At 50.6% G+C, this 23,737-nt stretch carries 21 protein-coding genes, 2 tRNA genes and 3 rRNA genes; 4 read left to right on the top strand and 22 right to left on the bottom strand.

Annotated elements, in window-relative coordinates:
* Nucleotides 1–58 precede the first annotated feature (58 nt).
* The 15 genes from queC to serA form a co-directional block, all read right to left on the bottom strand.
* Nucleotides 59–751 carry a 7-cyano-7-deazaguanine synthase QueC gene (gene queC / locus ACR02O_RS07150; RefSeq protein WP_458136735.1) on the bottom strand — a complete coding sequence of 231 codons (693 nt, stop codon included), beginning with the start codon at nt 749–751 and terminating at the stop codon, nt 59–61.
* The gene (gene queE, locus ACR02O_RS07145) at nt 741–1,385 is read right to left on the bottom strand and encodes a 7-carboxy-7-deazaguanine synthase QueE (RefSeq protein WP_458136734.1); all 645 of its coding nucleotides are present in this window, start codon (nt 1,383–1,385) and stop codon (nt 741–743) included. Before queE ends, queC begins: the two co-directional genes overlap by 11 nt.
* Nucleotides 1,386–1,397: 12 nt before the next feature.
* Entirely contained in the window at nt 1,398–2,258 is an 861-nt protein-coding gene (gene ybgF / locus ACR02O_RS07140; RefSeq protein ID WP_458136733.1) for a tol-pal system protein YbgF, read from the bottom strand.
* Complete coding sequence (gene pal, locus ACR02O_RS07135) at nt 2,255–2,821, bottom strand: peptidoglycan-associated lipoprotein Pal (protein ID WP_033158334.1); 567 nt, start codon at nt 2,819–2,821, stop codon at nt 2,255–2,257. Before pal ends, ybgF begins: the two co-directional genes overlap by 4 nt.
* A 64-nt stretch (nt 2,822–2,885) precedes the next feature.
* Complete coding sequence (gene tolB / locus ACR02O_RS07130) at nt 2,886–4,151, bottom strand: Tol-Pal system beta propeller repeat protein TolB (RefSeq protein WP_225893123.1); 1,266 nt, start codon at nt 4,149–4,151, stop codon at nt 2,886–2,888.
* 40 nt (nt 4,152–4,191) lie between these two features.
* Complete coding sequence (tolA, locus tag ACR02O_RS07125; RefSeq protein WP_101054550.1) at nt 4,192–5,712, bottom strand: cell envelope integrity protein TolA; 1,521 nt, start codon at nt 5,710–5,712, stop codon at nt 4,192–4,194.
* Nucleotides 5,713–5,720: 8 nt separating this feature from the next.
* Nucleotides 5,721–6,131 carry a protein TolR gene (gene tolR, locus ACR02O_RS07120; protein WP_225587463.1) on the bottom strand — a complete coding sequence of 137 codons (411 nt, stop codon included), beginning with the start codon at nt 6,129–6,131 and terminating at the stop codon, nt 5,721–5,723.
* 44 nt (nt 6,132–6,175) lie between these two features.
* Complete coding sequence (gene tolQ / locus ACR02O_RS07115; protein WP_020483188.1) at nt 6,176–6,853, bottom strand: protein TolQ; 678 nt, start codon at nt 6,851–6,853, stop codon at nt 6,176–6,178.
* A complete protein-coding gene (gene ybgC, locus ACR02O_RS07110) occupies nt 6,853–7,248 on the bottom strand; it encodes a tol-pal system-associated acyl-CoA thioesterase (RefSeq protein ID WP_033158331.1) in 396 nt (131 codons plus the stop codon). The genes tolQ and ybgC overlap by 1 nt, the downstream gene beginning before the upstream one ends.
* Before the next feature lie 18 nt (nt 7,249–7,266).
* Entirely contained in the window at nt 7,267–8,301 is a 1,035-nt protein-coding gene (gene ruvB, locus ACR02O_RS07105) for a Holliday junction branch migration DNA helicase RuvB (protein WP_494523459.1), read from the bottom strand.
* Nucleotides 8,301–8,903, bottom strand: a complete 603-nt coding sequence (gene ruvA / locus ACR02O_RS07100; RefSeq protein ID WP_033158329.1) for a Holliday junction branch migration protein RuvA — start codon at nt 8,901–8,903, stop codon at nt 8,301–8,303. Before ruvA ends, ruvB begins: the two co-directional genes overlap by 1 nt.
* Nucleotides 8,900–9,397, bottom strand: a complete 498-nt coding sequence (ruvC, locus tag ACR02O_RS07095; protein WP_033158328.1) for a crossover junction endodeoxyribonuclease RuvC — start codon at nt 9,395–9,397, stop codon at nt 8,900–8,902. The genes ruvA and ruvC overlap by 4 nt, the downstream gene beginning before the upstream one ends.
* Before the next feature lie 33 nt (nt 9,398–9,430).
* Nucleotides 9,431–10,183 carry a YebC/PmpR family DNA-binding transcriptional regulator gene (locus ACR02O_RS07090; RefSeq protein ID WP_033158327.1) on the bottom strand — a complete coding sequence of 251 codons (753 nt, stop codon included), beginning with the start codon at nt 10,181–10,183 and terminating at the stop codon, nt 9,431–9,433.
* A 68-nt stretch (nt 10,184–10,251) separates the two neighbouring features.
* The gene (locus ACR02O_RS07085) at nt 10,252–10,893 is read right to left on the bottom strand and encodes an HAD-IB family phosphatase (RefSeq protein ID WP_033158326.1); all 642 of its coding nucleotides are present in this window, start codon (nt 10,891–10,893) and stop codon (nt 10,252–10,254) included.
* Entirely contained in the window at nt 10,890–12,473 is a 1,584-nt protein-coding gene (gene serA / locus ACR02O_RS07080; protein ID WP_494523458.1) for a phosphoglycerate dehydrogenase, read from the bottom strand. Before serA ends, ACR02O_RS07085 begins: the two co-directional genes overlap by 4 nt.
* A 97-nt stretch (nt 12,474–12,570) precedes the next feature.
* Between serA and ACR02O_RS07075 the strand changes: the two genes are divergently transcribed.
* Nucleotides 12,571–13,047 (top strand): TlpA family protein disulfide reductase, encoded by a 477-nt coding sequence (locus ACR02O_RS07075; RefSeq protein WP_033158325.1) that lies wholly within the window; start codon nt 12,571–12,573, stop codon nt 13,045–13,047.
* Between the two features lie 138 nt (nt 13,048–13,185).
* Here ACR02O_RS07075 and rrf read toward each other — a convergent pair.
* From rrf to tyrS, 6 genes are all read right to left on the bottom strand, one after another.
* Nucleotides 13,186–13,301 (bottom strand): 5S ribosomal RNA (rrf, locus tag ACR02O_RS07070).
* A gap of 160 nt (nt 13,302–13,461) precedes the next feature.
* Nucleotides 13,462–16,356, bottom strand: a 23S ribosomal RNA gene (locus ACR02O_RS07065).
* Between the two features lie 322 nt (nt 16,357–16,678).
* Nucleotides 16,679–16,754: transfer RNA gene (locus ACR02O_RS07060), tRNA-Ala, on the bottom strand.
* 117 nt (nt 16,755–16,871) lie between these two features.
* A tRNA-Ile gene (locus ACR02O_RS07055) sits at nt 16,872–16,948 on the bottom strand.
* Nucleotides 16,949–17,008: 60 nt separating this feature from the next.
* Nucleotides 17,009–18,542, bottom strand: a 16S ribosomal RNA gene (locus ACR02O_RS07050).
* The 16S, 23S and 5S rRNA genes sit together here with 2 tRNA genes alongside, the layout of an rRNA operon.
* 375 nt (nt 18,543–18,917) lie before the next feature.
* The gene (gene tyrS / locus ACR02O_RS07045; protein ID WP_458139225.1) at nt 18,918–20,111 is read right to left on the bottom strand and encodes a tyrosine--tRNA ligase; all 1,194 of its coding nucleotides are present in this window, start codon (nt 20,109–20,111) and stop codon (nt 18,918–18,920) included.
* Nucleotides 20,112–20,258: 147 nt separating this feature from the next.
* On the opposite strand from tyrS, the gene ACR02O_RS07040 reads away from it, so the two are divergent.
* Both ACR02O_RS07040 and ACR02O_RS07035 read left to right on the top strand, forming a co-directional pair.
* Nucleotides 20,259–21,551 (top strand): peptidoglycan DD-metalloendopeptidase family protein, encoded by a 1,293-nt coding sequence (locus ACR02O_RS07040; RefSeq protein ID WP_458136730.1) that lies wholly within the window; start codon nt 20,259–20,261, stop codon nt 21,549–21,551.
* A 4-nt stretch (nt 21,552–21,555) separates the two neighbouring features.
* On the top strand, nt 21,556–22,671 hold the full coding sequence (locus ACR02O_RS07035) for an anhydro-N-acetylmuramic acid kinase (protein ID WP_458139224.1): 1,116 nt from the start codon (nt 21,556–21,558) through the stop codon (nt 22,669–22,671).
* On the opposite strand, the gene erpA is transcribed toward ACR02O_RS07035, so the two are convergent.
* A complete protein-coding gene (gene erpA, locus ACR02O_RS07030; protein ID WP_033159303.1) occupies nt 22,663–22,995 on the bottom strand; it encodes an iron-sulfur cluster insertion protein ErpA in 333 nt (110 codons plus the stop codon). The genes ACR02O_RS07035 and erpA overlap by 9 nt on opposite strands.
* Nucleotides 22,996–23,232: 237 nt before the next feature.
* Here erpA and sixA point away from each other — a divergent pair, with 237 nt between their 5' ends.
* Complete coding sequence (sixA, locus tag ACR02O_RS07025; protein ID WP_458136729.1) at nt 23,233–23,730, top strand: phosphohistidine phosphatase SixA; 498 nt, start codon at nt 23,233–23,235, stop codon at nt 23,728–23,730.
* Nucleotides 23,731–23,737: the final 7 nt, after the last annotated feature.

Genomic DNA, 23,737 nt, shown 5'->3' with positions numbered 1-23,737 from the left:
AGCCGACAAATAAATCCCCGTGCTATTTGAGTTTCCAATAAATGCGCGTCAACCCCGGTTATTTAGGTCGATAATGAGTTGGATCGGTCACACCCAGATTTTGGAAACCGGCCGCCCGCAATCTGCAGGCATCGCACACACCGCAGGCTCTGCCTTTAATATCAGCGGAATAACAGGAAACCGTATCCGAGTAATTGACGCCCAGTTCTAAACCTTTTTGGATAATCTCGGCTTTGCTGAGTGCTATCAGCGGTGTGTGAATTTGAATTTTATGGCCTTCCACTCCCGCTTTGGTCCCCAGGTTTGCCATATCCTGAAAAGCTTTGATAAATTCCGGCCGGCAGTCTGGGTAACCGGAATAATCGACGGCGTTAACGCCGATGAATACGTCGTGAGCGTTCACCACTTCCGCCCAACCCAGGGCAAATGCCAGGAATATAGTATTTCTGGCAGGCACATACGTTACTGGAATACCGGCTTGCGGTGAAGTCGGCACATCGATCCGAGCGTCTGTCAACGCGGAACCGCCTATTGCGCTCAAGCCGAGATTGATAATCTTATGGTCGGCTACCTGGTAATGCTTGGCGATTCTCCGAGAAGCCTCCAATTCAGCATTGTGGCGCTGGCCGTAATCAAAACTTAGGGCGTAGCAAGTAAAACCTTGTTGTTTGGCAAGTGCCAAGACTGTTATTGAATCCAGACCGCCGGACAATAAAATGATGGCCGGCCTGGAACTGCTGTTATTTTCCACGCGCGTCGTTCCAAAGAAATTTATGTAATTGAATTTGAAACCGAACCTGCAGTTGGTCGGCCAAAATACGCTCAGCCAGCTCGGTCGGCGACATCACATCCATCACCGGCGAGAACAGTACTTGGCAATGTTCAACTAAGCGATACAACTCAAGTTGCTGCTTGGCCCATTGGTAATCGGCAGCATCGGCAATCACGAATTTGACTTGGTCGTGCGACGTTAAATACTGGATATTGTCATAGCGATTGCGCTCAAGCTCTCCGGAACTCGGCGTCTTCAAATCCATGACTTTACTGACCCGACTGTCAACCATCGACACATCCAAGGCACCACTGGTTTCCAGCGAAACCTGGTAACCAGCATCGAGCAGTCTAACCATTAAAGGGTTGCAGCCCGGTTGTGCTAAAGGTTCGCCGCCGGTTACCGTGACATACCGGGTGTTGTAACGGCCAACTTTCAGGAGAATCTCGTCGATGTTGAGTTTTTCGCCGCCAGTAAACGCATAAGCGGTATCGCAATAGGAACAGCGCAATGGACAGCCGGTCAAGCGAATAAAGACGGTGGGTAACCCCACCGTATTCGCTTCACCCTGCAGTGAATAGAATATTTCGGTAATACGTAGCGTTTGATCCATCCGCAGGCCGGATTATTGCGGCATTTGCGCCAGCTTTTTTTCCGCCAAATGCGCGGCAGTGGTGCCTGGATAGCTGGTCGTCACCCGCGTCAAATAATCGCGAGCTTTTGCGGTGTTTTGCAGATCGAATTCGATATAACCCAGTTTGAGTAAAGCATCCGGCACTTTAGAGCTATTGGGGTATTGACTGACCACCTTATTGAATGCGGCGCGCGCCGCATCGAATTCCCGATTGATCTTATACGCCTCTGCCAACCAATACTGCGAATTGTCGGCAAACTCACCCGCCGGAAAATCTTTCAGCAAATCCTGAAACATTTTGATGGCCTGGGCATTGTGGCCGTTACGCAAAGTGTCGTAAGCCGATTGATACCTTTCCTTTTCGTTGCCTTGTGCCGCCGTCGCGGTCGGCTTATTGTCCACTACCGACGCAGCCGGAGCGGGCGTCGCAGTTGCAACCGGTGCCGGAGTCGGTGCGACCGGGGCCGCTGGCGTAGTGGGTTGAGCCGCTGTAACCGGCGATTGTCCAGCCGCAGCAGTATCTGCAGGAACTGGCGCAGGCGTTTGACTCGGCGGCGTTTGCCCACCTGCGGTAAGCGCCTGCATCCGATCATCCAGATCGGAGTACATATTGCTTTGTTTTCTTTGCAAGTCGGCGATGGTCTGGGATTGCTCCTCGACCATGCCGCGCAATTGCTGCACTTCCGACTGTAACTGCTCCAATCTGCCCAATACCTCAAAAATAGCATTGTCAGTGGCGGCCGGCTGTGCATAAGCATTTCCAGCCGGGTAACCCGCACCGTTAGGCGCAGCACCAGCTCCGGCAGATAAGCCAAAGCCGAGACTCAGTATCAGAAGCGCACGCTTACTCATTGATAGCCAACTTCCACGCGGCGATTTTGTTGCCACGCCGACTCGTCATGACCGGAAACAGCGGGCTTTTCTTCACCGTAGCTCACCACTTCCAATTGGCCGGCAGTGACGCCTTGCGAGCGCATCATTCTTTCCACCGATTTGGCCCGTTGCTCACCCAACGCGATGTTGTATTCGCTGGAACCACGCTCGTCGGCATGACCGGATAGAATCACGTGCTGGTTTGGGTGTGAAGCCAAATAACGGGCATGCGCCGCAACAACAGGTACGTAGTCTTGTTTAACTTGGCTGCTATCCAATTCAAAATAAATCACTTGTTTGGACAACGGATTGTTAGGGTCGCTAAATTCAGGACCCAGGTTCGCGCCGGAACCGGAGCCAAAGCTGCTGCCATTGCCTGAACCGAATTGGCTGCCGGACATGGAACCGTCATTGTAACCGCTGGTAGACGCATCGGTTCCTTGGGTAGAATCTGCCAAACCTTCTTCTTCGGTTGAGCTACAGCCTGTTGTTACCAAAATCGCAGTCATGGCCAAAGCCAAATAGGTTTTGTTAAATCTCATCAATTTTCTCCAAATATTAAGTAAAACTCAGGTAGCGATAGTGTGAGGGCTATCGCGCTTGCAATCAAGGTGCCCAGGCCGGTTCACGGACCTCGCCACTCTCGAAGGCCAACTTCTGTTGCATCGCGCCATCGGTAGACACCACCGATAAGGCCGAGCGCCCGCCGCGATTCGCGGCAAACAAGACCATGCTGCCATTAGGCGCAAAACTGGGCGATTCGTCAAGATTACCCTCGGTTAGCACGTTCACAGTGCGCGAGGCCATGTCCATAACCGCAATCTTATAGCCACCGCCACTACCCGTTACCATCGCCAGGCTTCTGCCATCGGCGGAAAAACGGCCTCTGGCGTTATAGTCGCCTTGGAATGTAACCCGGCTAGCTTTGCCCCCCGAAGCTGGCATCAAATAAAGCTGCGGTTTGCCGCCTTGATCAGACGTAAACAAGATAGAGCTGCCATCCGGCGACCAGGTCGGCTCGGTATCGATAGATAAACTGTTGGTCAAGCGCGTCAAAGAGCGGCTACCCAAATTCAAAACGTAAATATCGGGGCTGCCGTCTTTCGAAAGCGTAACCGCCAGACGGCTACCGTCCGGTGAAAAAGCCGGCGCGCCGTTGATGCCGGGATATGACGAAACGCTTTCGCGTTGCCCTGTGGCTAGAGTTTGCACCCAGATTTCCGACCGTTTGGTATGGAAGGATACATAAGCAATTTTACTACCGTCAGGCGACCAAGCCGGCGCCATGATGGGTTCCGGAGATTCGGCAATCGTTCGCGGATTGTAGCCGTCGGCATCGGCCACTTGCAGCATGAACTGCTTGCCATTGCCGCGGCGCACGCTGGTGACATAAGCAATCCGGGTATTGAATGCGCCTTTGCGGCCGGTCAGTTTTTCGTAAATCAGATCACTGATGTGATGCGCGGCACGACGCAATTCGTTGGCACCGGCCGTCAAACGGTAACCCATCAATAACTGGCCGTTATGCACATTAAACAAATGAAACTGGATGTTGTAGCTGCCCCCATTGCCGACCACTTGGCCTATCGCCATATAGTCTTGGCCCAGTACCTGCCAATCCTTGAAGTTAACCCGCTCGGGTTCGCTGGGCTTGGTCAGCATATCGTCCTCGGACAAGGTTTTGAAAAACCCGCTGCCACCCAAATCAGAACTGATCACATCGGACAATTTAACATTGCCGATAGAACCTTGTTGAGCAAACGGCACGATGGCGATAGGCACCGCAGTTTGCGAACCTTTGGTAATTTCTATGGTTAAACCGGCCGCCTGCGCCACTGTAAACATCCCAGCCAAAATGCCGCCGACTAACATTCTTGTGATTAACATCATTCTCTCGTTTCCGTTTTACTGATTATTCCGGTTTAAACACGAAGGTAAAAACTCTAAATTCCTGATTAAATAAATTTCTATCTTGCGGTACCGGCAAAGGCGAGGCTTTTCTCACTGCATTCTCCGCCGAACGGTCAAAAATCGGATCGCCGCTGCTACCAATCACCACCGCATCCATCACATCGCCGCTAGCCAGCAATTTTACCTGAATTGTGCATCTCAAGCCTTGCGTTGCGTTGATCGGCCGCGTCCAGGCCCCTTCCACTTTGCGCGCTATCATCTGTTTGGCAGAATCGACTGCTTGCTTATCCGATGCCGCTTTTGCCGCAGCCGCCGCGGCGGCTTCCGCAGCCTGGCGTTCTTTTTCCGCTTTTTCAGCCGCCGCTATCGCAGCTTGGCGCTCTTGTTCTGCTTTGGCTTTTGCCGCCGCTTCCGCAGCAAGTCTTTCTTTCTCAGCCTTCTCTGCCTTTTCCGCAGCCAGCTTGGCCTGACGTTCTTTTTCAGCCTTGGCTTTGGCTTCCGCTTCGGCAGCCATGCGTTCCTTTTCAGCTTTTTCCGCCGCTATTTTGGCTTGGCGTTCCTTCTCCGCTTTTTCGGCGGCGAGTTGTTTATCCTTTTCGGCTTTGGCCCTGGCCTCGGCTTCTGCAGCTTGCTTGGCTTTTTCCGCATTAAGCGCCGCCTGTTTCTCCTTCTCGGCCTTGGCTTTTTCGTCAGCTAACTGCTTTTCCTTTTCCGCTTTGGCCTTGGCTTCCACTTGTTTTGCTTGTTCTTGGCGCTTGGCTTCCTCGTTCTTTTGCTCCTGCAGCTTTTTTTGCTGCTCCAGAGCTTTTTGTTCCTGCAACTTCTTTTCCTGCTCCAGCTTTTTGATTTCGGCTTCCTGCTGTTTCTCGCGCGCTTCCTCCGCCAGTTTTTGTTCCTTCAACTTGGCTTCGCGCTCCATTTCCTGTTGTTTTTGCTTTTCCAGCAATTTCTGTTTCTCTACTTCCCTTTGTTTTTCCGCCAACTCCTTCTGTTTTTCCAGTTCGGCTTGCTTCTGCTTTTCCGCTGCTTCCTTTTGTTTGTCCAGTTCGACCTGTTTCTGCTTTTCCGCGGCTTCCTTGGCTTTTTTCTGTTCGAGAGCTTGCCGTTCCTTGGCCTCCTCTAACTTTTTTTCCTCTTCCTTACGCTTCGCAGCGAGCTGTTCCTGCATCTTCTTTTCTTCTAATGCTTCCTGCTTGCGCTTTTCGGCGGCTTCCTGAATTTTTTGCTCTTCAAGCACACGTTGCTTTTTAGCTTGCTGCAACAACTGCTCTTCGGCTTTTCTGGCGTTTTCCAGTTGCTCTTGATGCTGTTTCTCGGCTTGCTGCTTGTTTGTTTCGTTCTGCTTTAAGCGCTCGGCTTCCGCATCGATTTCCGCGCCGTCCAGTACAGTCGCTTCAATAATGTCCGCGGGCGGCGACATTTGCGCGTCGTCAGTCTCGGTGAGAAAACTGAAACTGAACAACAACACAATCAGAATATGTAGCGCTATCGCCTGCGCGAGCGAAGGTTTAAAACTTTTCATGGTGGTGATTATTTGCTGTCAGGCGGCGGCGCGGTCATCAAGCCCACTTTGGGGGCGCCGGTTTTCTTCAGTTCCACCATCACTTTGACGATGCTACCGTAATCCACTTCATGGTCGCCACGCACGTAGAGCTGGGCTTTGGGATTATTTCTGAAAACCGCCGCGACTCTGGTTTTAACCGTATCGACATCGACAGGCGTATCGGCTTCTTCATCGCCGTTGCCAATATCGACGTATAAACTGCCGTCCTTTTTGATGGAAACGATCACCGGCACCTGATCTTGTAAATCCACAGACTCAGCCTCGGCTTGCGGCAACTCGACATCGACACCGGTTTGCACCAGCGGCGCGGTAATCATGAATATCATCAACAGCACGAAGGTAACGTCGATATAGGGTACGACGTTGATTTCGGCCATTACCCCGCGTTTTTTTCGCGATCTGCGATTGCTGCCGCCCACATTCATTTGCTGTGCGCCTGTCTTTGTAGTAATACCACGAACTCGTCGACGAATAACTCGTAACGGCCGGCCAAGCGATCCAAACGGGTAGAGAAGCGGTTATAGGCAATTACCGCTGGAATCGCCGCGAACAAACCAATCGCGGTGGCAATTAACGCTTCTGAAATACCTGGAGCGACATTCGCCAAGGTAGCATTTTTAATTTCGCCCAAAGCGCGGAACGAGTTCATGATGCCCCAGACAGTGCCAAACAAACCGATATACGGACTGGTCGAACCGACTGTCGCCAAAAACGGCAAAGTCTCGTCCAACCTATCCAACTCGCGGGACAATTCGATACGCATGGCCCGTTGCGCACTTTCGACCTGGACAGAGGGTTCGACATCGCCTTTCTGGCGCATCCGTGCGAACTCGCGGTAGCCGGCTAGAAAGATTTTTTCGATACCTTCCGGCTCGAACCGGTCGCTGGACATCTTTTTATACAACTCGGCCAAACCGACGCCAGACCAAAACTCCTCTTCGAAATCGTCGGTAATGGCTATGGCCTGTTTCAATTCTTTCCGTTTGGAGAAGATGAAGGTCCAGGACGCAACCGATGCCGATAACAGAATGAACATAACAAACTGCACGACGATACTGGCTTCTTTGACCAGCGTCAGGATGGATAAATCGGTATTCATTAGTTTAAATGTTCCAAAATAGCAGAGGGAATAAGTTTGGGCTTCATGCTTTGCGCATCAAGACAGGCAATCCGGATTTCACCCGTGCATAAAGTATCTTGTTGCCGAGTGATCGCTTGTTCAAAGGTAAAATTAGTTTTTTTGTACTCTATAACTTTTGCACTAACGTCCAACAGTTCGTTGAAGCGGGCAGGTTTTAAATAGTCTACTTTCACGGAACGGACTACAAAAATCAGATTTTGTTCGGCTAGAAGATTATCCTGCTCAAAACCCACACTACGCAGCATTTCGGTTCTGGCCCGTTCAAAAAACTTCAAATAATTCGCATAAAACACTACGCCGCCCGCATCGGTATCTTCGTAATATACTCGTACCGGCCAGTTAAATTCTTTCATTCGTCTCTTAACGAATTATTAAATGTCAAAGATGTCATCGCTGCCGATTTGCTGCCTGGGCGCGGGCAGGCCAAAATGACTATATGCCTTATGCGTGACCACTCGCCCCCTGGGGGTGCGCATTATAAAACCCTGCTGCAGTAAATAAGGTTCCAACACATCTTCAACCGTGCCACGTTCCTCACTGATTACCGCAGCCAGCGTATCCAGTCCAACCGGACCGCCTTGAAAATGTTCAATCATGGCTGTCAGTAATTTCCGATCCAGCATATCAAAGCCTTGTTGGTCTATTTTCAGCATATCCAAGGCTTGTTTGGCAATCTCGCGAGTCACCGTGCCGTTGCCTTTGACTTCGGCAAAATCGCGTACTCTACGTAAGAGTCGGTTGGCGATGCGCGGCGTGCCTCGCGAACGGCAGGCGATCTCGTCGGCACCGCCGCCGTCCATGCCGATATTCAATAGTTTTGCGGAGCGACTGACAATACTGGCCAGTTCCTCAACGGTGTAAAACTCAAGGCGTTGGACGATACCGAAACGGTCGCGTAAAGGCGATGTCAACAAACCGGCTCGGGTCGTCGCGCCTATCAGCGTAAATGGCGGCAAATCCAGCTTAATCGAGCGGGCTGCCGGGCCTTCGCCTATTATAATATCAATTTGGTAGTCTTCCATAGCCGGATACAGCACCTCTTCCACCGCCGGGCTGAGCCTATGGATTTCGTCGATGAATAACACATCATGGGCTTGCAGATTGGTCAACAAAGCGGCCAAGTCACCAGCTTTATCCAGCACCGGACCAGAGGTTTGGCGAATGTTGACATTCATCTCAGCAGCCACAATGTTGGCCAGCGTGGTTTTCCCCAAACCCGGCGGGCCGAAAATCAACACATGATCCAACGCTTCAGAGCGCGTTACCGCCGCCTGGATAAAGATTTCCATCTGCTCGCGCAGTTCTTTTTGCCCGACATAGTCTTTCAAGCGCTTGGGGCGAATAGCTCGGTCCACTCGCTCTTCGTCATGATTACCGTGCGCGGTAACCAATCTGTCGCTTTCGATCATTTAACCGCACCGCGCAGCGCCAGACGAATAATGTCCTCGCAGCTTTTATCGTCTGTAGCAACCGCTTGCACCATCCGCGCCGCGTCCGGTGGCTTATAACCCAGGGCACACAGCGCGCTAATCGCCTCCTGCTTAGGACTTGCTGCCAAACCGGGAAGCGAACTTGGGCTATCACTAGCTGCCGATAGTTTGTTTAGTTCCGGTAAACGACCACGCATTTCGATAATCAAGCGTTCGGCGGTTTTTTGGCCGACGCCCGGCAAGCGCACCAAACCTTTTACATCGTTATCATGGACGCAACGATAGAATTCTTCGGTACTTTGCCCGGACAGAACAGTCAACGCCAGCTTGGGGCCGACACCATTGACTTTGATCAGGGTTCTGAACAGCATGCGTTCGCTTTCTGTGGCAAAACCGAACAGGATATGCGCGTCCTCGCGAACCACGAGATGCGTATGTAGCTTAACTACTTCACCCAATGCCGGCAGGTCGTAAAAGGTATTCATCGGCGCTTCGATTTCGTAACCGACACCGTGTACGTCCAACAACAGTTGCGGAGGAGCTTTGTAAATCAATTTACCGCATAAAAAACCGATCATGAAATCGCCTTCTGCAAACGCATCGCGGTCTCCTGATAGTGGCTATGACACAGGCCAATCGCCAATGCATCGCTAGCATCGATCTGCATGTCACCTTGAATGCTCAACAAAATTTTCACCATATGCTGCACTTGCTGCTTATCGGCATTGCCCTTGCCTACCAAGGCCTGTTTAACTTGCCTAGCCGCATATTCGAAAACCGGCAGATCTCGATTTAAGGTGGCGCAAATCGCAGCGCCGCGCGCTTGCCCTAGCTTCAGGGCAGAATCGGCATTCTTGTGCATAAACACTTGCTCTATGGCCATTTGCTCAGGACGGTACAACTCAATCACCTGGCTAACACCATCAAAAATCTGCTTCAAGCGCTCGGGAAATTCGTCGGATTTGATACGAATGCAGCCGCTCGCTACGTAGCGAATACCGCGCGATGTCGACTCCACCACACCGTATCCGGTGATGCGCGAGCCGGGATCTATACCTAAAATTCTGGTCAACAGTGTATTGGTGCGAGTAATTTTGCGGTGTGATTAGGCATCGAGCGCAGCCATGATGTCATCGCTGATGTCGGCATTCGAGTAAACGTCCTGCACATCGTCCAGATCTTCCAAACGGTCGATCAACTTCAGCATTTTTTCGGCGGATTCGCTATCCAATTCAGTCTTAACGTCGGCATGCATCGTCACTTCGGCGTTTTCCGGCTCGAAGCCCGCAGCAAGCATAGCTTCCTTGACGGTCATATAGTCTTCAGGGGTGGTAAACACGTCGATAGAACCATCGTCGTTGGTGACCACGTCCTCGGCGCCGGCCTCCATCGCGGCTTCCATCACTGCGTCTTCATCGACGCCGTTGGCGTAGCTGATAATGCCGACCTTGCGAAACATATAAGCCACCGAACCGTCCGTGCCCAAGTTGCCGCCAGCCTTGGAGAATGCGTGCCTTACATCTGCAACGGTACGATTGCGATTATCGGTTAAGCAATTCACCATCACCGCCGTGCCGCCAGGACCGTAACCTTCGTATCGCACCTCTTCGTAAACCACGCCATCAACCGCGCCGATGGCCTTTTTGATGGTGTTGTCGATGGTATCGCGCTTCATGTTAGCGCCAAGCGCTTTATCGATAGCGGTACGCAAACTCGGGTTATTGGCAGGATCACCACCACCCGATCCTTTTGCGGCCACGGTAATCTCGCGAATCAGTTTGGTAAAAATCTTGCCGCGTTTTGCGTCCTGCGCGCCTTTACGATGCTTGATGTTAGCCCACTTACTATGCCCAGCCATTCTATCTCTCTGAATCTGCTAAAAATTTGGAAATTTTACCATCGTCCCGCCGGCTTATCGACCCTTGCTTACAATACTAGCGGCAATATAGCCGCTAACGAAGCATCCGAGACGTAGCTATCCGCTTGCTCTTCCACCAACGGCCTACGGACGACACCGCCGAAACCGATCATATAGGCACCGGCCAATTTAGCTTCCAGATCGGTCTTGCCATCGCCTATCATGACCAGGGACGAATGATGCATCCTCAGTCGTCGGCAAATTCTGGCTTTGCCGCCACTGACGGCCAACGGCGAGTGTCGGGCAAAATCCTGGTAATTACCGTCTTCGTCAAACAGCACATCAACCGCATGCACATGCGCTTCCGGTATGCCCAGTTGCTCCGCCAAAGGTAGTATCGCCTGCCGCAAGCCGCCGCTTATGATGTGGATCAGCTTATTATTGGCTTGCAGGGTTTTAATTGTGTCGCTGACACCGTCAACCATTTCGGCAATATACAACTCGGCCAACCAGTTTATCGCGGCTTGGTCGGGTTTGATCAAATCCAACCGGTTCGCGTAGACATCCTCAAGGGCCAATTCGCCGTTCATAGCTGCATCGGTTAACGCCGCAACCTGTTCGAATAAACCGTTACGCCTAGCCAATTCATCGATACCTTCGACCCGGCTCAGCGTACTGTCGCAATCGAAACAAACAACTTCAAAACTCATAACGCGATCTGCCTTGCTGTGTGCACCGCAGGCACCTCACAAACCGATTTCAATACTTGTTCATTTAAGGGATCAGAGATGCTGATGACCATCATCGCCAATTGATGTTCGTCGGCGATACTGACTTGCATGCGGGTAATATTGATATTGGCAACGCCCAAGATCGAGCTAATCGCCGCAATCACGCCCGGCTTATCATCGTGGCGAGTGATCAGTAACGCGCCTTCCGGCACCACTTCAATTTCGAAATGATTGATACTGACCAAGCGTGGATGTTGATTTCCTAACAACGTTCCCGCCAGAGATACCGACTTATCGGCGCAGTGCCCGGTAATTTTGATTAGAGACTGATAGCCTTCCGATTCCTCGGTCTGGGACTCAATTAGCGTTATACCTTGGCGTTTGGCAATGTTCTCAACATTGACGCGGTTAACCGGCGTGGAAAGCTGCCCCCCCAACAAACCGACCATCGCCTCTGCGGAAATCGGCCGAATTTTTACCTCAGCAGCCTTTCCATAAACCGCAACTTCCAATTTTTGAATCGGTTGATCGATCAACCCTACTAAAACCTTACCGAGAATATTAGCAAGGTTCATAAATGGTTGAGCCTTGGATAGCTCTTCTGCCGACAACTTAGGGAGATTCAAAGCATTAACAGCTTCGCCGGTTTGCAAATATTTAACCGCCTGGCGGGCAATTTCGACACTCACCGCCACTTGCGCTTCTTTGGTCGAAGCACCCAAATGCGGCGTAAATACCACATTGTCCAATGTTAGCAGCGGCGAATCCTTGGGAGGTTCTTGCTCATAAACATCCAGCGCCGCGCCTGCGATGCGACCGTCTTTCAAGGCATCGTATAGTGCCGATTCATCAACCAAGCCGCCGCGCGCGCAATTGATCAACCGAGCAGATTTTTTCATCATGGCCAATTGTTCCCGGCCGATAATGTTTTTGGTTTTTTCCAATAAAGGACAGTGCAGGGTCAAATAGTCGGCTTGTTTAACCAAAGTCTCCAAATCAACCATTTCCGCGCCATGTATGGCAAAAACATCCGGCGCTACAAACGGATCATAAGCGATCACGCGCATTCCCAAACCGTTGCCGCGTTGCGCGACTATCCGGCCGATAGTACCAAAACCCAACACTGCCAGAGTTTTATGAGCAATTTCAGCGCCCATCAACTTAGATCGCTCCCATTTACCCTCTCTGACCGATTGATTGGCAAACGGTAGATTGCGACTCAAGGAAAACATGTGCGCGATAGCGAGTTCCGCCGTCGTGGTGGCGTTGGCATCAGGCGTATTCATTACGATAACGCCTTGTTCAGTAGCGGCATTTAAGTCAACATTATCGACCCCTATGCCGGCGCGCCCAACTATCTTCAGACGAGTCGCAGCTTTTAAAACCTTAGCCGTCACCTGAGTATCGCTGCGAATCAATAAGGCGTCGAATTCCGGAATAATCTCGCACAACTCGTCTTCATTTAAGCCGGTTTGGATATGTATCTGTATACCGTCCTGGACATTCAAGAAATTAATGCCGTCTTCCGCAAGCTTGTCTGAAATCAGTATCTTTTTCATCGCCATGACTGGATTATTGGATAAGGCCGGCATTTTAGCAGCTTTGCTATAATCGCCGTAATGCGCGTTCCCGACAAACAACCAAAGTCTATTACTTATGAGAATAAAATCGGCGCTTGGCGTCCTATCGGTGATCTGTTTACTTGGCGCAATCGCCTGGTGGCTGACTTACACCAAAAGTTTCGCCCCCAACGCCGTTTTTACAACATTGACAGGCGAACGACTGGCAATTGCCGAGCTAAAAGGCAAGCCCGTATTGATAACATTTTGGGCAACCGACTGCCCTAGCTGTCTTGAGGAAATTCCGGATTTGATCGCATTGCATCAGCAAGGCCTGAAAATCATTGCTGTGGCAATGCCATACGACCCGCCTAGCCGCGTGCAAACATTAGCCAAAGAACGTCAGCTTCCTTATCAAGTTGCTCTTGATATAGATGGTAGTCTTGTACATGCTTTTGGTGATGTGCAATTGACCCCAACGATGTTTTTAATAGACAAACAGGGCGTGATCATCATGCACAAAATCGGCGCTTTCGATTTAGCATCTTTAAAAACACTTCTGACGCAATTATAGAAAACTACTTTGTAATTTAGCTATAGAGGTGTTGTCTGGTAACAGTAAATCCGCAAAAGAGAAGGGAGCAGCAGTAGGGGTGATTTTGGGGTCAAAAAAAAAGCCCTGCTATGGGTAAGCAGGGCTTTTGGTTTAAGAGCTTGGCGATGACCTACTTTCACATGGCAACCTGCCACACTATCATCGGCGCTAAGCGGTTTCACTTCCGAGTTCGGGATGGGATCGGGTGGTTCACGCTTGCTATGTTCACCAAGCAAACTGGTTTGGCTGTTTTGCAGCCGTCATGCACAGGTTTGAAGCGTATTTGCTTCCCGGCATTTGCCGTTTACCTGTCTTCATGGAAATCTGTATCGAGTGTGTCGTTATCTTGCGTTTATCAGCGTGTCAGTGACACCCAAACGCATTGGGTGTTATATGGTCAAGCCTCACGGGCAATTAGTACACGTTAGCTACGCCCATTACTGGACTTCCACACCGTGCCTATCAACGTCGTAGTCTCCGACGGCCCTTCAGGGGACTTATAGTCCCAGTGAGATCTCATCTTGGGAGGGGCTTCCCGCTTAGATGCTTTCAGCGGTTATCCTGTCCGAACGTGGCTACCCGGCAATGCCATTGGCATGACAACCGGAACACCAGAGGTTCGTCCACTTCGGTCCTCTCGTACTAGAAGCAGCTTCCCTCAAATCTCAAACGCCCACGGCAGATAGGGACCGAACTGTCTCACGACGTTCTGAACCCAGCTCGCGTACCACTTTAAATGGCGAACAGCCATACCCTTGGGACCTGCTTCAGCCCCAGGATGTGATGAGCCGACATCGAGGTGCCAAACACCGCCGTCGATATGAACTCTTGGGCGGTATCAGCCTGTTATCCCCGGCGTACCTTTTATCCGTTGAGCGATGGCCCTTCCATACAGAACCACCGGATCACTAAGACCTACTTTCGTACCTGCTCGACTTGTCCGTCTCGCAGTCAAGCACCCTTATGCCTTTGCACTCATTGCCTGATTTCCGACCAGGCTGAGGGTACCTTCGTGCTCCTCCGTTACTCTTTAGGAGGAGACCGCCCCAGTCAAACTACCCACCAGACACTGTCCCTAACCCGGATAACGGGTCGAGGTTAGAACTCCAAACATACCAGGGTGGTATTTCAAGGTTGGCTCCACGAGAACTGGCGTTCCCGCTTCAAAGCCTCCCACCTATCCTACACAAGTAGGTTCAAAGTCCAGTGTCAAGCTATAGTAAAGGTGCACGGGGTCTTTCCGTCTAGCCGCGGGTACACTGCATCTTCACAGCGATTTCAATTTCACTGAGTCCCAGGTGGAGACAGTGTGGCCATCGTTACGCCATTCGTGCAGGTCGGAACTTACCCGACAAGGAATTTCGCTACCTTAGGACCGTTATAGTTACGGCCGCCGTTTACTGGGGCTTCGATCAAGAGCTTCTCCGAAGATAACCCCATCAATTAACCTTCCAGCACCGGGCAGGCGTCACACCCTATACGTCCACTTTCGTGTTTGCAGAGTGCTATGTTTTTGCTAAACAGTCGCAGCCACCGATTTTTTGCAACCCCCTTCCGCTCCAGTCGCGAGGACCTTCACGTAATGAGGGCATACCTTCTCCCGAAGTTACGGTATCATTTTGCCTAGTTCCTTCACCTGGGTTCTCTCAAGCGCCTTAGAATTTTCATCCCACCCACCTGTGTCGGTTTAGGGTACGGCCACTAGTAACCTGAAGCTTAGAGGTTTTTCCTGGAAGCAGGGCATCTATCACTTCGCTGTTCTTTCGAACCGCTCGTCATCACGTCTCGGCATAAAGCACCCCGGATTTGCCTAAGATGCATGCCTACCTGCTTAAACGGCCACTTCCAACCGACCGCTGATATAGCCTTCTCCGTCACCCCATCGCAGTTACTACTGGTACAGGAATATTAACCTGTTTTCCATCGACTACGCTTTTCAGCCTCGCCTTAGGTGCCGACTAACCCTGCGTCGATTAACGTTGCGCAGGAAACCTTGGGTTTTCGGCGAGGGGGTTTTTCACCCCCTTTATCGTTACTTATGTCAGCATTCGCACTTCCGATACCTCCAGCCGACTTCTCAATCGACCTTCGCAGGCGTACGGAACGCTCCTCTACCACTCACACTTACGTGTAAATCCGTAGCTTCGGTACTATGCTTAGCCCCGGTAAATCTTCCGCGCAGACCGACTCGACCAGTGAGCTATTACGCTTTCTTTAAAGGATGGCTGCTTCTAAGCCAACCTCCTGGCTGTCTGTGCCTTTCCACATCGTTTCCCACTGAGCATAGATTTGGGGACCTTAGCTGACGGTCTGGGCTGTTTCCCTTTTCACGACGGACCTTATCACCCGCCGTGTGTCTCCCGTGCTGGCACTTGCTGGTATTCGGAGTTTGCATCGGGTTGGTAAGTCGGGATGACCCCCTAGCCGAAACAGTGCTCTACCCCCAGCAGTGATACACGAGGCGCTACCTAAATAGCTTTCGAGGAGAACCAGCTATCTCCGAGCTTGATTAGCCTTTCACTCCGATCCACAGCTCATCCCCGTCTTTTTCAACAGACGTGGGTTCGGCCCTCCAGTTAGTATTACCCAACCTTCAGCCTGGCCATGGATAGATCGCCCGGTTTCGGGTCTACACCTTGCGACTAAACGCCCTATTAAGACTCGCTTTCGCTACGCCTCCCCTATTCGGTTAAGCTTGCCACAAAATGTAAGTCGCTGACCCATTATACAAAAGGTACGCAGTCACCCCACGAAGGGGCTCCCACTGCTTGTACGCATACGGTTTCAGGTTCTATTTCACTCCGCTCTCCGCGGTTCTTTTCGCCTTTCCCTCACGGTACTAGTTCACTATCGGTCAGTAAGGAGTATTTAGCCTTGGAGGATGGTCCCCCCATATTCAGTCAAAGTTTCACGTGCTCCGACCTACTCGATTTCACTAGAAAAAGGTTTTCGTGTACGGGGCTATCACCCTGTATCGCCGGACTTTCCAGACCGTTCCACTAACCTTATCCTAGCTTAAGGGCTAGTCCCCGTTCGCTCGCCACTACTTAGGGAATCTCGGTTGATTTCTTTTCCTCCGGGTACTTAGATGTTTCAGTTCTCCGGGTTCGCTTCAGTGAGCTATGTATTCACTCAAAGATGACGCGCTTATGCGCGCCGGGTTTCCCCATTCGGACATCTCTGGATCACAGCCGGTTTGCAGGCTCCCCAAAGCTTTTCGCATGCTACAACGTCCTTCATCGCCTCTTACTGCCTAGGCATTCACCGTATGCGCTTATTCACTTGACCATATAACCCGAATACGTCTGTATTTTGGTTATACTGTCAGCTGACATTTTCGCTGATTTTTCTGCTTGAGAACGACATGCCGTTTGTTTTCTGCCTTTCCCTTTCGAGAACGACGTCATTCAAACCGCAACTCGTTTTAGTGTTGATCATTGCTGATCATTACTATAGTTACAGATTTCCATATTGTTAAAGAGCTATCGGTACGAATACCAATGCTATAAAGTCTTTATCCGCTGCCGCTGATAAAACTGTATAGCGTTGATGTTCACCCACTATTTTTCTTACGTTTGACGAACTGGTTGACCCTCAGCGTTCAGCATGATGGTGGAGCCAGGGAGGATCGAACTCCCGACCTCCTGCGTGCAAGGCAGGCGCTCTCCCAGCTGAGCTATGGCCCCTAAAGCAGACTAAAGACCAAGACTCAAGCCGAAACGTGACTAGACACAGCGCCAGTTATTCTAACCAGGCGTGTGGTCTGATTGTGTTTCGCCTTATTGCTTTCGCCTTTTATGCGTTGGTGGGTCTGGGAGGAGTTGAACCTCCGACCTCACCCTTATCAGGGGTGCGCTCTAACCAACTGAGCTACAGACCCAGGTGCGTCTTTCAATCGAAATAATTTGTTGTGAGTACGTGTAACGGTGTGCCGTCTTTGTAAGGAGGTGATCCAGCCCCAGGTTCCCCTAGGGCTACCTTGTTACGACTTCACCCCAGTCATGAATCACAAAGTGGTAAGCGCCCTCCCGAAGGTTAAACTACCTACTTCTTTTGCAACCCACTCCCATGGTGTGACGGGCGGTGTGTACAAGGCCCGGGAACGTATTCACCGCGGCATTCTGATCCGCGATTACTAGCGATTCCGACTTCACGCAGTCGAGTTGCAGACTGCGATCCGGACTGGGACCGGCTTTTTGGGATTCGCTTACTCTCGCGAGTTCGCAGCCCTCTGTACCGGCCATTGTAGCACGTGTGTAGCCCTACCCATAAGGGCCATGATGACTTGACGTCGTCCCCACCTTCCTCCGGTTTATCACCGGCAGTCTCCCTAGAGTTCCCGGCATGACCCGCTGGCAACTAAGGATAAGGGTTGCGCTCGTTACGGGACTTAACCCAACATTTCACAACACGAGCTGACGACAGCCATGCAGCACCTGTCTCAGAGTTCCCGAAGGCACTCCGCTATCTCTAACAGATTCTCTGGATGTCAAGGGTAGGTAAGGTTCTTCGCGTTGCATCGAATTAAACCACATGCTCCACCGCTTGTGCGGGCCCCCGTCAATTCATTTGAGTTTTAGCCTTGCGGCCGTACTCCCCAGGCGGTCAACTTAATACGTTAGCTCCACTACTAAGTTCTTTAAGAACCCAACAGTTAGTTGACATCGTTTACGGCGTGGACTACCAGGGTATCTAATCCTGTTTGCTACCCACGCTTTCGTACCTCAGCGTCAGTTTTAGTCCAGGGAGCCGCCTTCGCCACTGGTGTTCCTTCAGATCTCTACGCATTTCACCGCTACACCTGAAATTCCACTCCCCTCTACTAAACTCTAGTTGCCCAGTATCAAATGCAGTTCCCAGGTTAAGCCCAGGGCTTTCACATCTGACTTAAACAACCGCCTACGCACGCTTTACGCCCAGTAATTCCGATTAACGCTTGCACCCTCCGTATTACCGCGGCTGCTGGCACGGAGTTAGCCGGTGCTTCTTGTATAGGTAATGTCAGTCTACCGGGTATTAACCGATAGGTATTCCTTCCTATTGAAAGTGCTTTACAACCCTCAGGCCTTCTTCACACACGCGGTATTGCTGGATCAGGCTTTCGCCCATTGTCCAATATTCCCCACTGCTGCCTCCCGTAGGAGTCTGGGCCGTGTCTCAGTCCCAGTGTGGCTGATCATCCTCTCAGACCAGCTACGGATCGTCGCCTTGGTAGGCCTTTACCCCACCAACTAGCTAATCCGACATAGGCTCATCTATTAGCGCCAGGCCCGAAGGTCCCCAGCTTTCCCCCGTAGGGCGTATGCGGTATTAGCGTGAGTTTCCCCACGTTGTCCCCCACTAATAGGCAGATTCCTATGCATTACTCACCCGTCCGCCACTCGTCAGCGCCCGAAGGCCTGCTACCGTTCGACTTGCATGTGTTAAGCATACCGCCAGCGTTCAATCTGAGCCATGATCAAACTCTTCAGTTTAATTTTAACTTGTCACTAAATAAGATTAGTGACCAATCTTGGCTCGACTACAGAACATCTTTTCTTGCGAATTGACGTGGTTTCTGTGTCGACTATTTTTAAACAGCACATAGTCGCTACACATACCCACACAAATTATTTCGATTTCGTTTGTTAAAGAGCCAGAGCATTTCGCCCTGTTGAGCCGACACATTCTACAGCGTTTTCAGTGTTTGTCAAATTTATTTTTAAGTGGCTTCAAAAACAGAAACTAAAAAAACAAACCCGTCAATCAACAACTTCAAACCCGCCGAACTAAGTCGACCGCTTCACCGCTAAAACTTAAAAGCCAGAGCAGTGAAGAGCCGCTCATTCTAATCACCCAACATCCCCACGTCAAGAAATTATTTCTATTCGCGCAAACTTTCTTTTCCCTACTTGATAAACATGCCTCGCAGGCGCCGAAATTAAAGCTTTGGGATCCTCCAGTTTTTCACCATCAATCTTTACTGCACCTTGTTTGATCAAACGTAGCGCTTCAGAAGTACTTTCCACTAAACCAGCATTTTTCAATACATTAGCAATCGGCATTCCCTGCTCATCGACCTTTATTTGAACCTCTTCGATAACATCCGGTAAAGCTCCACGCTGAAACCGAGCCTCAAAACTTTCCAGAGCCGTTTTTGCAGCCTGCAACCCATGAAATCTACCAACAATCTCCTGCGCAAGCGCAACTTTGTAATTTCTTGGGTTCTCGCCACTCTCGCACGCAGCCCGCCAACTTTCTATTTCAGTCATTGGCTTAAAGCTCAACAATTTAAAATAACGCCACATGAGCTCGTCAGAAATCGACATGATCTTGCCGAACATCTCGTCAGGCGCGTCCGCAATGCCTATGTAGTTATTAAGTGACTTGGACATTTTCTGCACGCCATCAAGCCCTTCCAAAATCGGCATAGTCAACACGACCTGAGGTTTTTGCCCATAACCTTCCTGCAATTGCCTACCCATCAACAAGTTAAATTTCTGATCCGTACCACCCAGCTCAACATCCGCTTTCATGACCACCGAGTCATAGCCTTGTATTAAGGGGTACAAGAATTCGTGAATTGCAATCGGTTGACCACCCTTATATCGCTTACTGAAATCATCACGCTCCAGCATTCTCGCCACGGTATTTCTTGCCGCCAACTGGATTAGCTCAGCACTGGTCATCGCCCCCATCCATGCCGAATTGAACTTAACCTCAGTTTTATCGGGATCAAGAATTTTGAACACCTGCGCCTGATAGGTTTTCGCGTTTTCCGCCACTTCTTCACGACTCAACGGCTTACGAGTGACGTTTTTGCCAGTCGGATCACCTATCATCGCGGTAAAATCGCCGATCAAAAATTGCACGTTATGCCCGGCATCCTGAAATTGCTTCAGCTTATTAATCAGCACCGTGTGCCCCAGATGCAAATCAGGCGCGGTCGGGTCAAATCCGGCCTTGATTGTTAGCGGCCGATTTTCCTCCAATTTTTTGACCAAATCAGATTCCAGCAAAATTTCTTCAGCGCCGTAACGCAACTGAGCCAAGGTTTCTTGCAACAATTTATTCTCCAATTAGCCTTAAGTTTTGGCCGCGCATTATAAGTGATGGAATTGTAGGGAAGGATAAAAAATGGCCTTTTGTTGGCCTTATGCACCAAAATTCCCTACAATGAAACGCTCGACAAACAATGAAGTGTGATTACTGTGAAGAACAGAATACTCAAGTCGGTGCTTTTAGGCACCTGCACCGTTGTTGCCGCCAGCGCAAGTTACGGATTGATACCGCATAAAGGTTTTGAAGACGCAAAAACCTTGGAGCAAGACAGACTGATCTCGTCCAAGATCAACCAATACACCAAATACGTAGAACCTCCCGAAGCGCAACACCTCAACATCACCGAGGAACTTGAACACACCGTTAAATCCGGCGAGAACCTCTCCAGCATTTTTTCCGCACTCAATTTAAGCCGGGAAGATTTGCATAAAATCATCCACGCCAACCCTACGGGCAAACAATTCGCCGACGTCGAACCAGGTCAAGACGTCGTCGCTACGTTGAACGCTTCAGGCGAACTGGAACAGTTGACTTACAGCAAAAATCCGTTCGAAACATTGATAGCCACGCGGCATGACGACAATTTCGACGTGGAACTACTCAGTAAAAAAGTTGATTACCAAATTGCCAGCGCCAAAGGCTCTATCGATTCCTCACTGTTCGAAGACGGCAAGGAAGCAGGCCTGCCGGAAAAATTAATCCTGAAACTGGCGGACATCTTTGCCTGGGACATTGATTTTGCGCTGAATTTAAGAGATGGCGACCAATTTACCGTCGTCTATGAAAAGCTGTTTGTAGACGGCAAAGAATTCGACACCGGCGATATCCTGTCAGTTGAATTCGTCAACCAGGGCAAAACCTATACCGCCGTGCGCTTCGAAGACAACCAAGGCAACACCGGTTATTACACCCCGGACGGCAACGGCCTGCGCAAAGCCTTTCTGCAAACGCCGATGGATTTTGCCAAAATCAGCTCGCACTTTGATTTGCACCGCAAGCATCCCATCCTGAACACCATCCGCGCTCACAAAGGCGTCGATTATTCCGCAGCCATCGGCACACCAGTTAAAACCACCGGCGACGGCAAAATCGTCTTCCGCGGCGTGAAAAACGGCTACGGCAATGTAGTGGAAATCGAACACGGCCAAAAATACTCAACTTTGTACGCCCACCTGTCCGGTTTCAAATCCGGTCAAAAACTCGGTAGCGCCATCAAACAAGGCGACGTGATCGGTTATGTCGGCAAAACCGGCTTAGCTACCGGCCCGCATTTGCATTATGAATTCCGTATCGGTGGCATGCATGTCAACCCGGTTACCGCCAAAATACCTCACTCCATGCCTATGGACAAAGCCTTATTGGCCAAATTCAAAGCACAAACCCAGCCATTTTTGGCGCAACTGAAACAAGCCAAAGGCGACGCACTGGTTGCTCAAAACTAATACAGTGTCCGAGCTTTATATAGGCTTAATGTCAGGGACCAGCGTCGATGGTATCGATGCTGGTCTTGTGGATTTTAGCAACGGCAAAATACAACTTGTCGCATTCCATTACCAACCATTCCCCCCCGAACTCCGGCAAAAAATTCACAAGCTTAGTCAAGCGAATCAACCTGTTTTATTAACAGATTACGGCTCGCTGGATAGCCAGATCGGTCGTTTATTCGGCGAAACCGTGCTGACTTTATTAAGTAACGCTCAGATCCTAGCGAGCGCAATCAAAGCTGTCGGTAGTCACGGTCAAACCGTTTATCACGCCCCGGAGACTGCCAATGGCTTTTCTCTGCAAATCGGCGATCCGAATCGCATCGCCGAAATCACCGGCATCACCACCGTCGCCGATTTTCGCCGCCGCGACATTGCCGTCGGCGGCCAAGGCGCGCCGCTGGTTCCAGCCTTTCATCAAGCGGTTTTTGGCGACGCAGCACAAGCCAGAGTCATCGTCAATATTGGCGGCATCGCCAACATCACGGTGTTAAACGATAAACCGGTCATCGGCTTCGATACCGGCCCCGGCAATGGCTTAATGGACTGGTGGTGTCAAAAACATTGCAACCAGCCTTATGACCGTAACGGCGATTGGGCAGCAAAGGGCAAAGCCCACCTTGCCTTACTCGCAGCTTTAAGTGACGACGATTACTTCCGGCTAGCGCCACCGAAAAGCACTGGCAAGGAATATTTTTCGCCTGCATGGTTACAGCAAAAGCTCAGCTTATTTCCAGACCTTGAGCCCGAAGATATTCAAGCCACACTCTGTCAATTCAGCGCCGATACTATCGCCGATGCCATTCGCCAATATGCGCCAAATACCTTGCAAACCTTGATTTGCGGCGGCGGAGCACATAACGGCCAATTGATGAAGCTGTTACGGAAAAATTTGGATATGTCTGTAACGTCGACAGCGGAACGGGGAATCGACCCGGACCATGTCGAAGCGATTGCTTTTGCCTGGCTGGCACGGCAAACCCTGAACAATCTGCCGGGAAATCTATGCAGCGTCACGGGCGCAGCTACGCCCGTGGTATTAGGTGGGATTTATCCGGGTAAAAACGGCTTAAGCTGAGAAAGACGAGCCGCAACCGCAGGTAGTGGTCGCATTTGGATTGCGAATCACGAATTGCGCACCAGACAAGTCCTCCTTGTAATCGATTTCGGCACCGCTAAGATACTGAATACTCATCGAATCGATCAGCACTGTCACACCGTCTTTGAGGATTTGCGTATCGTCGTCATTCACCTCTTCGTCAAAGGTAAAACCATACTGAAATCCGGAACAGCCGCCACCGCTGATATAAACTCTGAGCTTAAGATTATCGTTACCCTCTTCCTGAATTAAACCCGCTACTTTTTGCGCTGCACTGTCGGTAAAAACAATAGGATCGGACATATAAAACTCTATAAGCAATTGAAAGATTGAGCGATTATGACTATACCCAGTAATTCAGTCAAGAATTATCCACTATATTTCCCTGGCTAGCGGTTAAAGCCCTAAAGGCGTAACAACCAGGCAACTATTTGCGCTAAATTTAGCTGAAACTTAAACACACTGCGTTGCTTCGCCGAAAGCCCAAACGTGTCGATAGCTGAAGATTCCAGTTAAAACTGTCCGACAAGGAGACCAACCATGCTTATCACCTTCCTCAGACACGCTACCGCAGAAGTTGGTGGCTTATCGCTGCCCGACTCGGACAGAGCCTTAATCGATAAAGGCGAAAAGCAGGTAAAACGCATCGCTGCATTTTGTTTGGCCAACGGCTTAATTCCGGAATCAATTTATTGCAGCCCGCTGTTACGCGCCCAACAGACCGCAAGGATCCTCAACCAAAGCCTGCCTGGCAGCCCAGCCCCGCAAACCGTTAGTTGGTTGGCAATCGAAACAGCTACACCCACTATACTCACCGAACTTAGCAAACTCGCCCAGCGTGGCATAAGCGACGCATGGCTAGTCGGGCACGAACCGGACTTTTCGACTACCATTTCCCGGCTTCTGGGCACGACTCCCGACAACATTGTTATCAAAAAAGCCTCTCTGACTCGATTGGATACCGATTTTTCGGATCAAGCTTCGGCTAAGTTGCTGTGGAGCATCCCATGCGCATTGATGCACCAAGGTCAAACCTAACCAAACT

This window comes from Methylomonas sp. PHL2-19 (assembly GCF_059331595.1).
Note: the sequence above shows the minus strand (reverse complement) of the source record. Positions and strands in the feature narration are given on the sequence as shown.

What these genes read in the sequence shown, in the direction of transcription:
- ruvA (WP_033158329.1), bottom strand. Translation starts at nt 8,903, where the DNA reads ATGATCGGTTTTTTATGCGGTAAATTGATTTACAAAGCTCCTCCGCAA.
- erpA (WP_033159303.1), bottom strand. Translation starts at nt 22,995, where the DNA reads ATGTCCGATCCTATTGTTTTTACCGACAGTGCAGCGCAAAAAGTAGCG.
- pal (WP_033158334.1), bottom strand. Translation starts at nt 2,821, where the DNA reads ATGAGATTTAACAAAACCTATTTGGCTTTGGCCATGACTGCGATTTTG.
- tolR (WP_225587463.1), bottom strand. Translation starts at nt 6,131, where the DNA reads ATGGCCGAAATCAACGTCGTACCCTATATCGACGTTACCTTCGTGCTG.
- sixA (WP_458136729.1), top strand. Translation starts at nt 23,233, where the DNA reads ATGCTTATCACCTTCCTCAGACACGCTACCGCAGAAGTTGGTGGCTTA.
- ACR02O_RS07075 (WP_033158325.1), top strand. Translation starts at nt 12,571, where the DNA reads ATGAGAATAAAATCGGCGCTTGGCGTCCTATCGGTGATCTGTTTACTT.
- tolQ (WP_020483188.1), bottom strand. Translation starts at nt 6,853, where the DNA reads ATGAATACCGATTTATCCATCCTGACGCTGGTCAAAGAAGCCAGTATC.
- tolB (WP_225893123.1), bottom strand. Translation starts at nt 4,151, where the DNA reads ATGTTAGTCGGCGGCATTTTGGCTGGGATGTTTACAGTGGCGCAGGCG.
- serA (WP_494523458.1), bottom strand. Translation starts at nt 12,473, where the DNA reads ATGAAAAAGATACTGATTTCAGACAAGCTTGCGGAAGACGGCATTAAT.
- ybgC (WP_033158331.1), bottom strand. Translation starts at nt 7,248, where the DNA reads ATGAAAGAATTTAACTGGCCGGTACGAGTATATTACGAAGATACCGAT.
- ACR02O_RS07090 (WP_033158327.1), bottom strand. Translation starts at nt 10,183, where the DNA reads ATGGCTGGGCATAGTAAGTGGGCTAACATCAAGCATCGTAAAGGCGCG.
- tolA (WP_101054550.1), bottom strand. Translation starts at nt 5,712, where the DNA reads ATGAAAAGTTTTAAACCTTCGCTCGCGCAGGCGATAGCGCTACATATT.
- ybgF (WP_458136733.1), bottom strand. Translation starts at nt 2,258, where the DNA reads ATGAGTAAGCGTGCGCTTCTGATACTGAGTCTCGGCTTTGGCTTATCT.
- ACR02O_RS07085 (WP_033158326.1), bottom strand. Translation starts at nt 10,893, where the DNA reads ATGAGTTTTGAAGTTGTTTGTTTCGATTGCGACAGTACGCTGAGCCGG.
- queE (WP_458136734.1), bottom strand. Translation starts at nt 1,385, where the DNA reads ATGGATCAAACGCTACGTATTACCGAAATATTCTATTCACTGCAGGGT.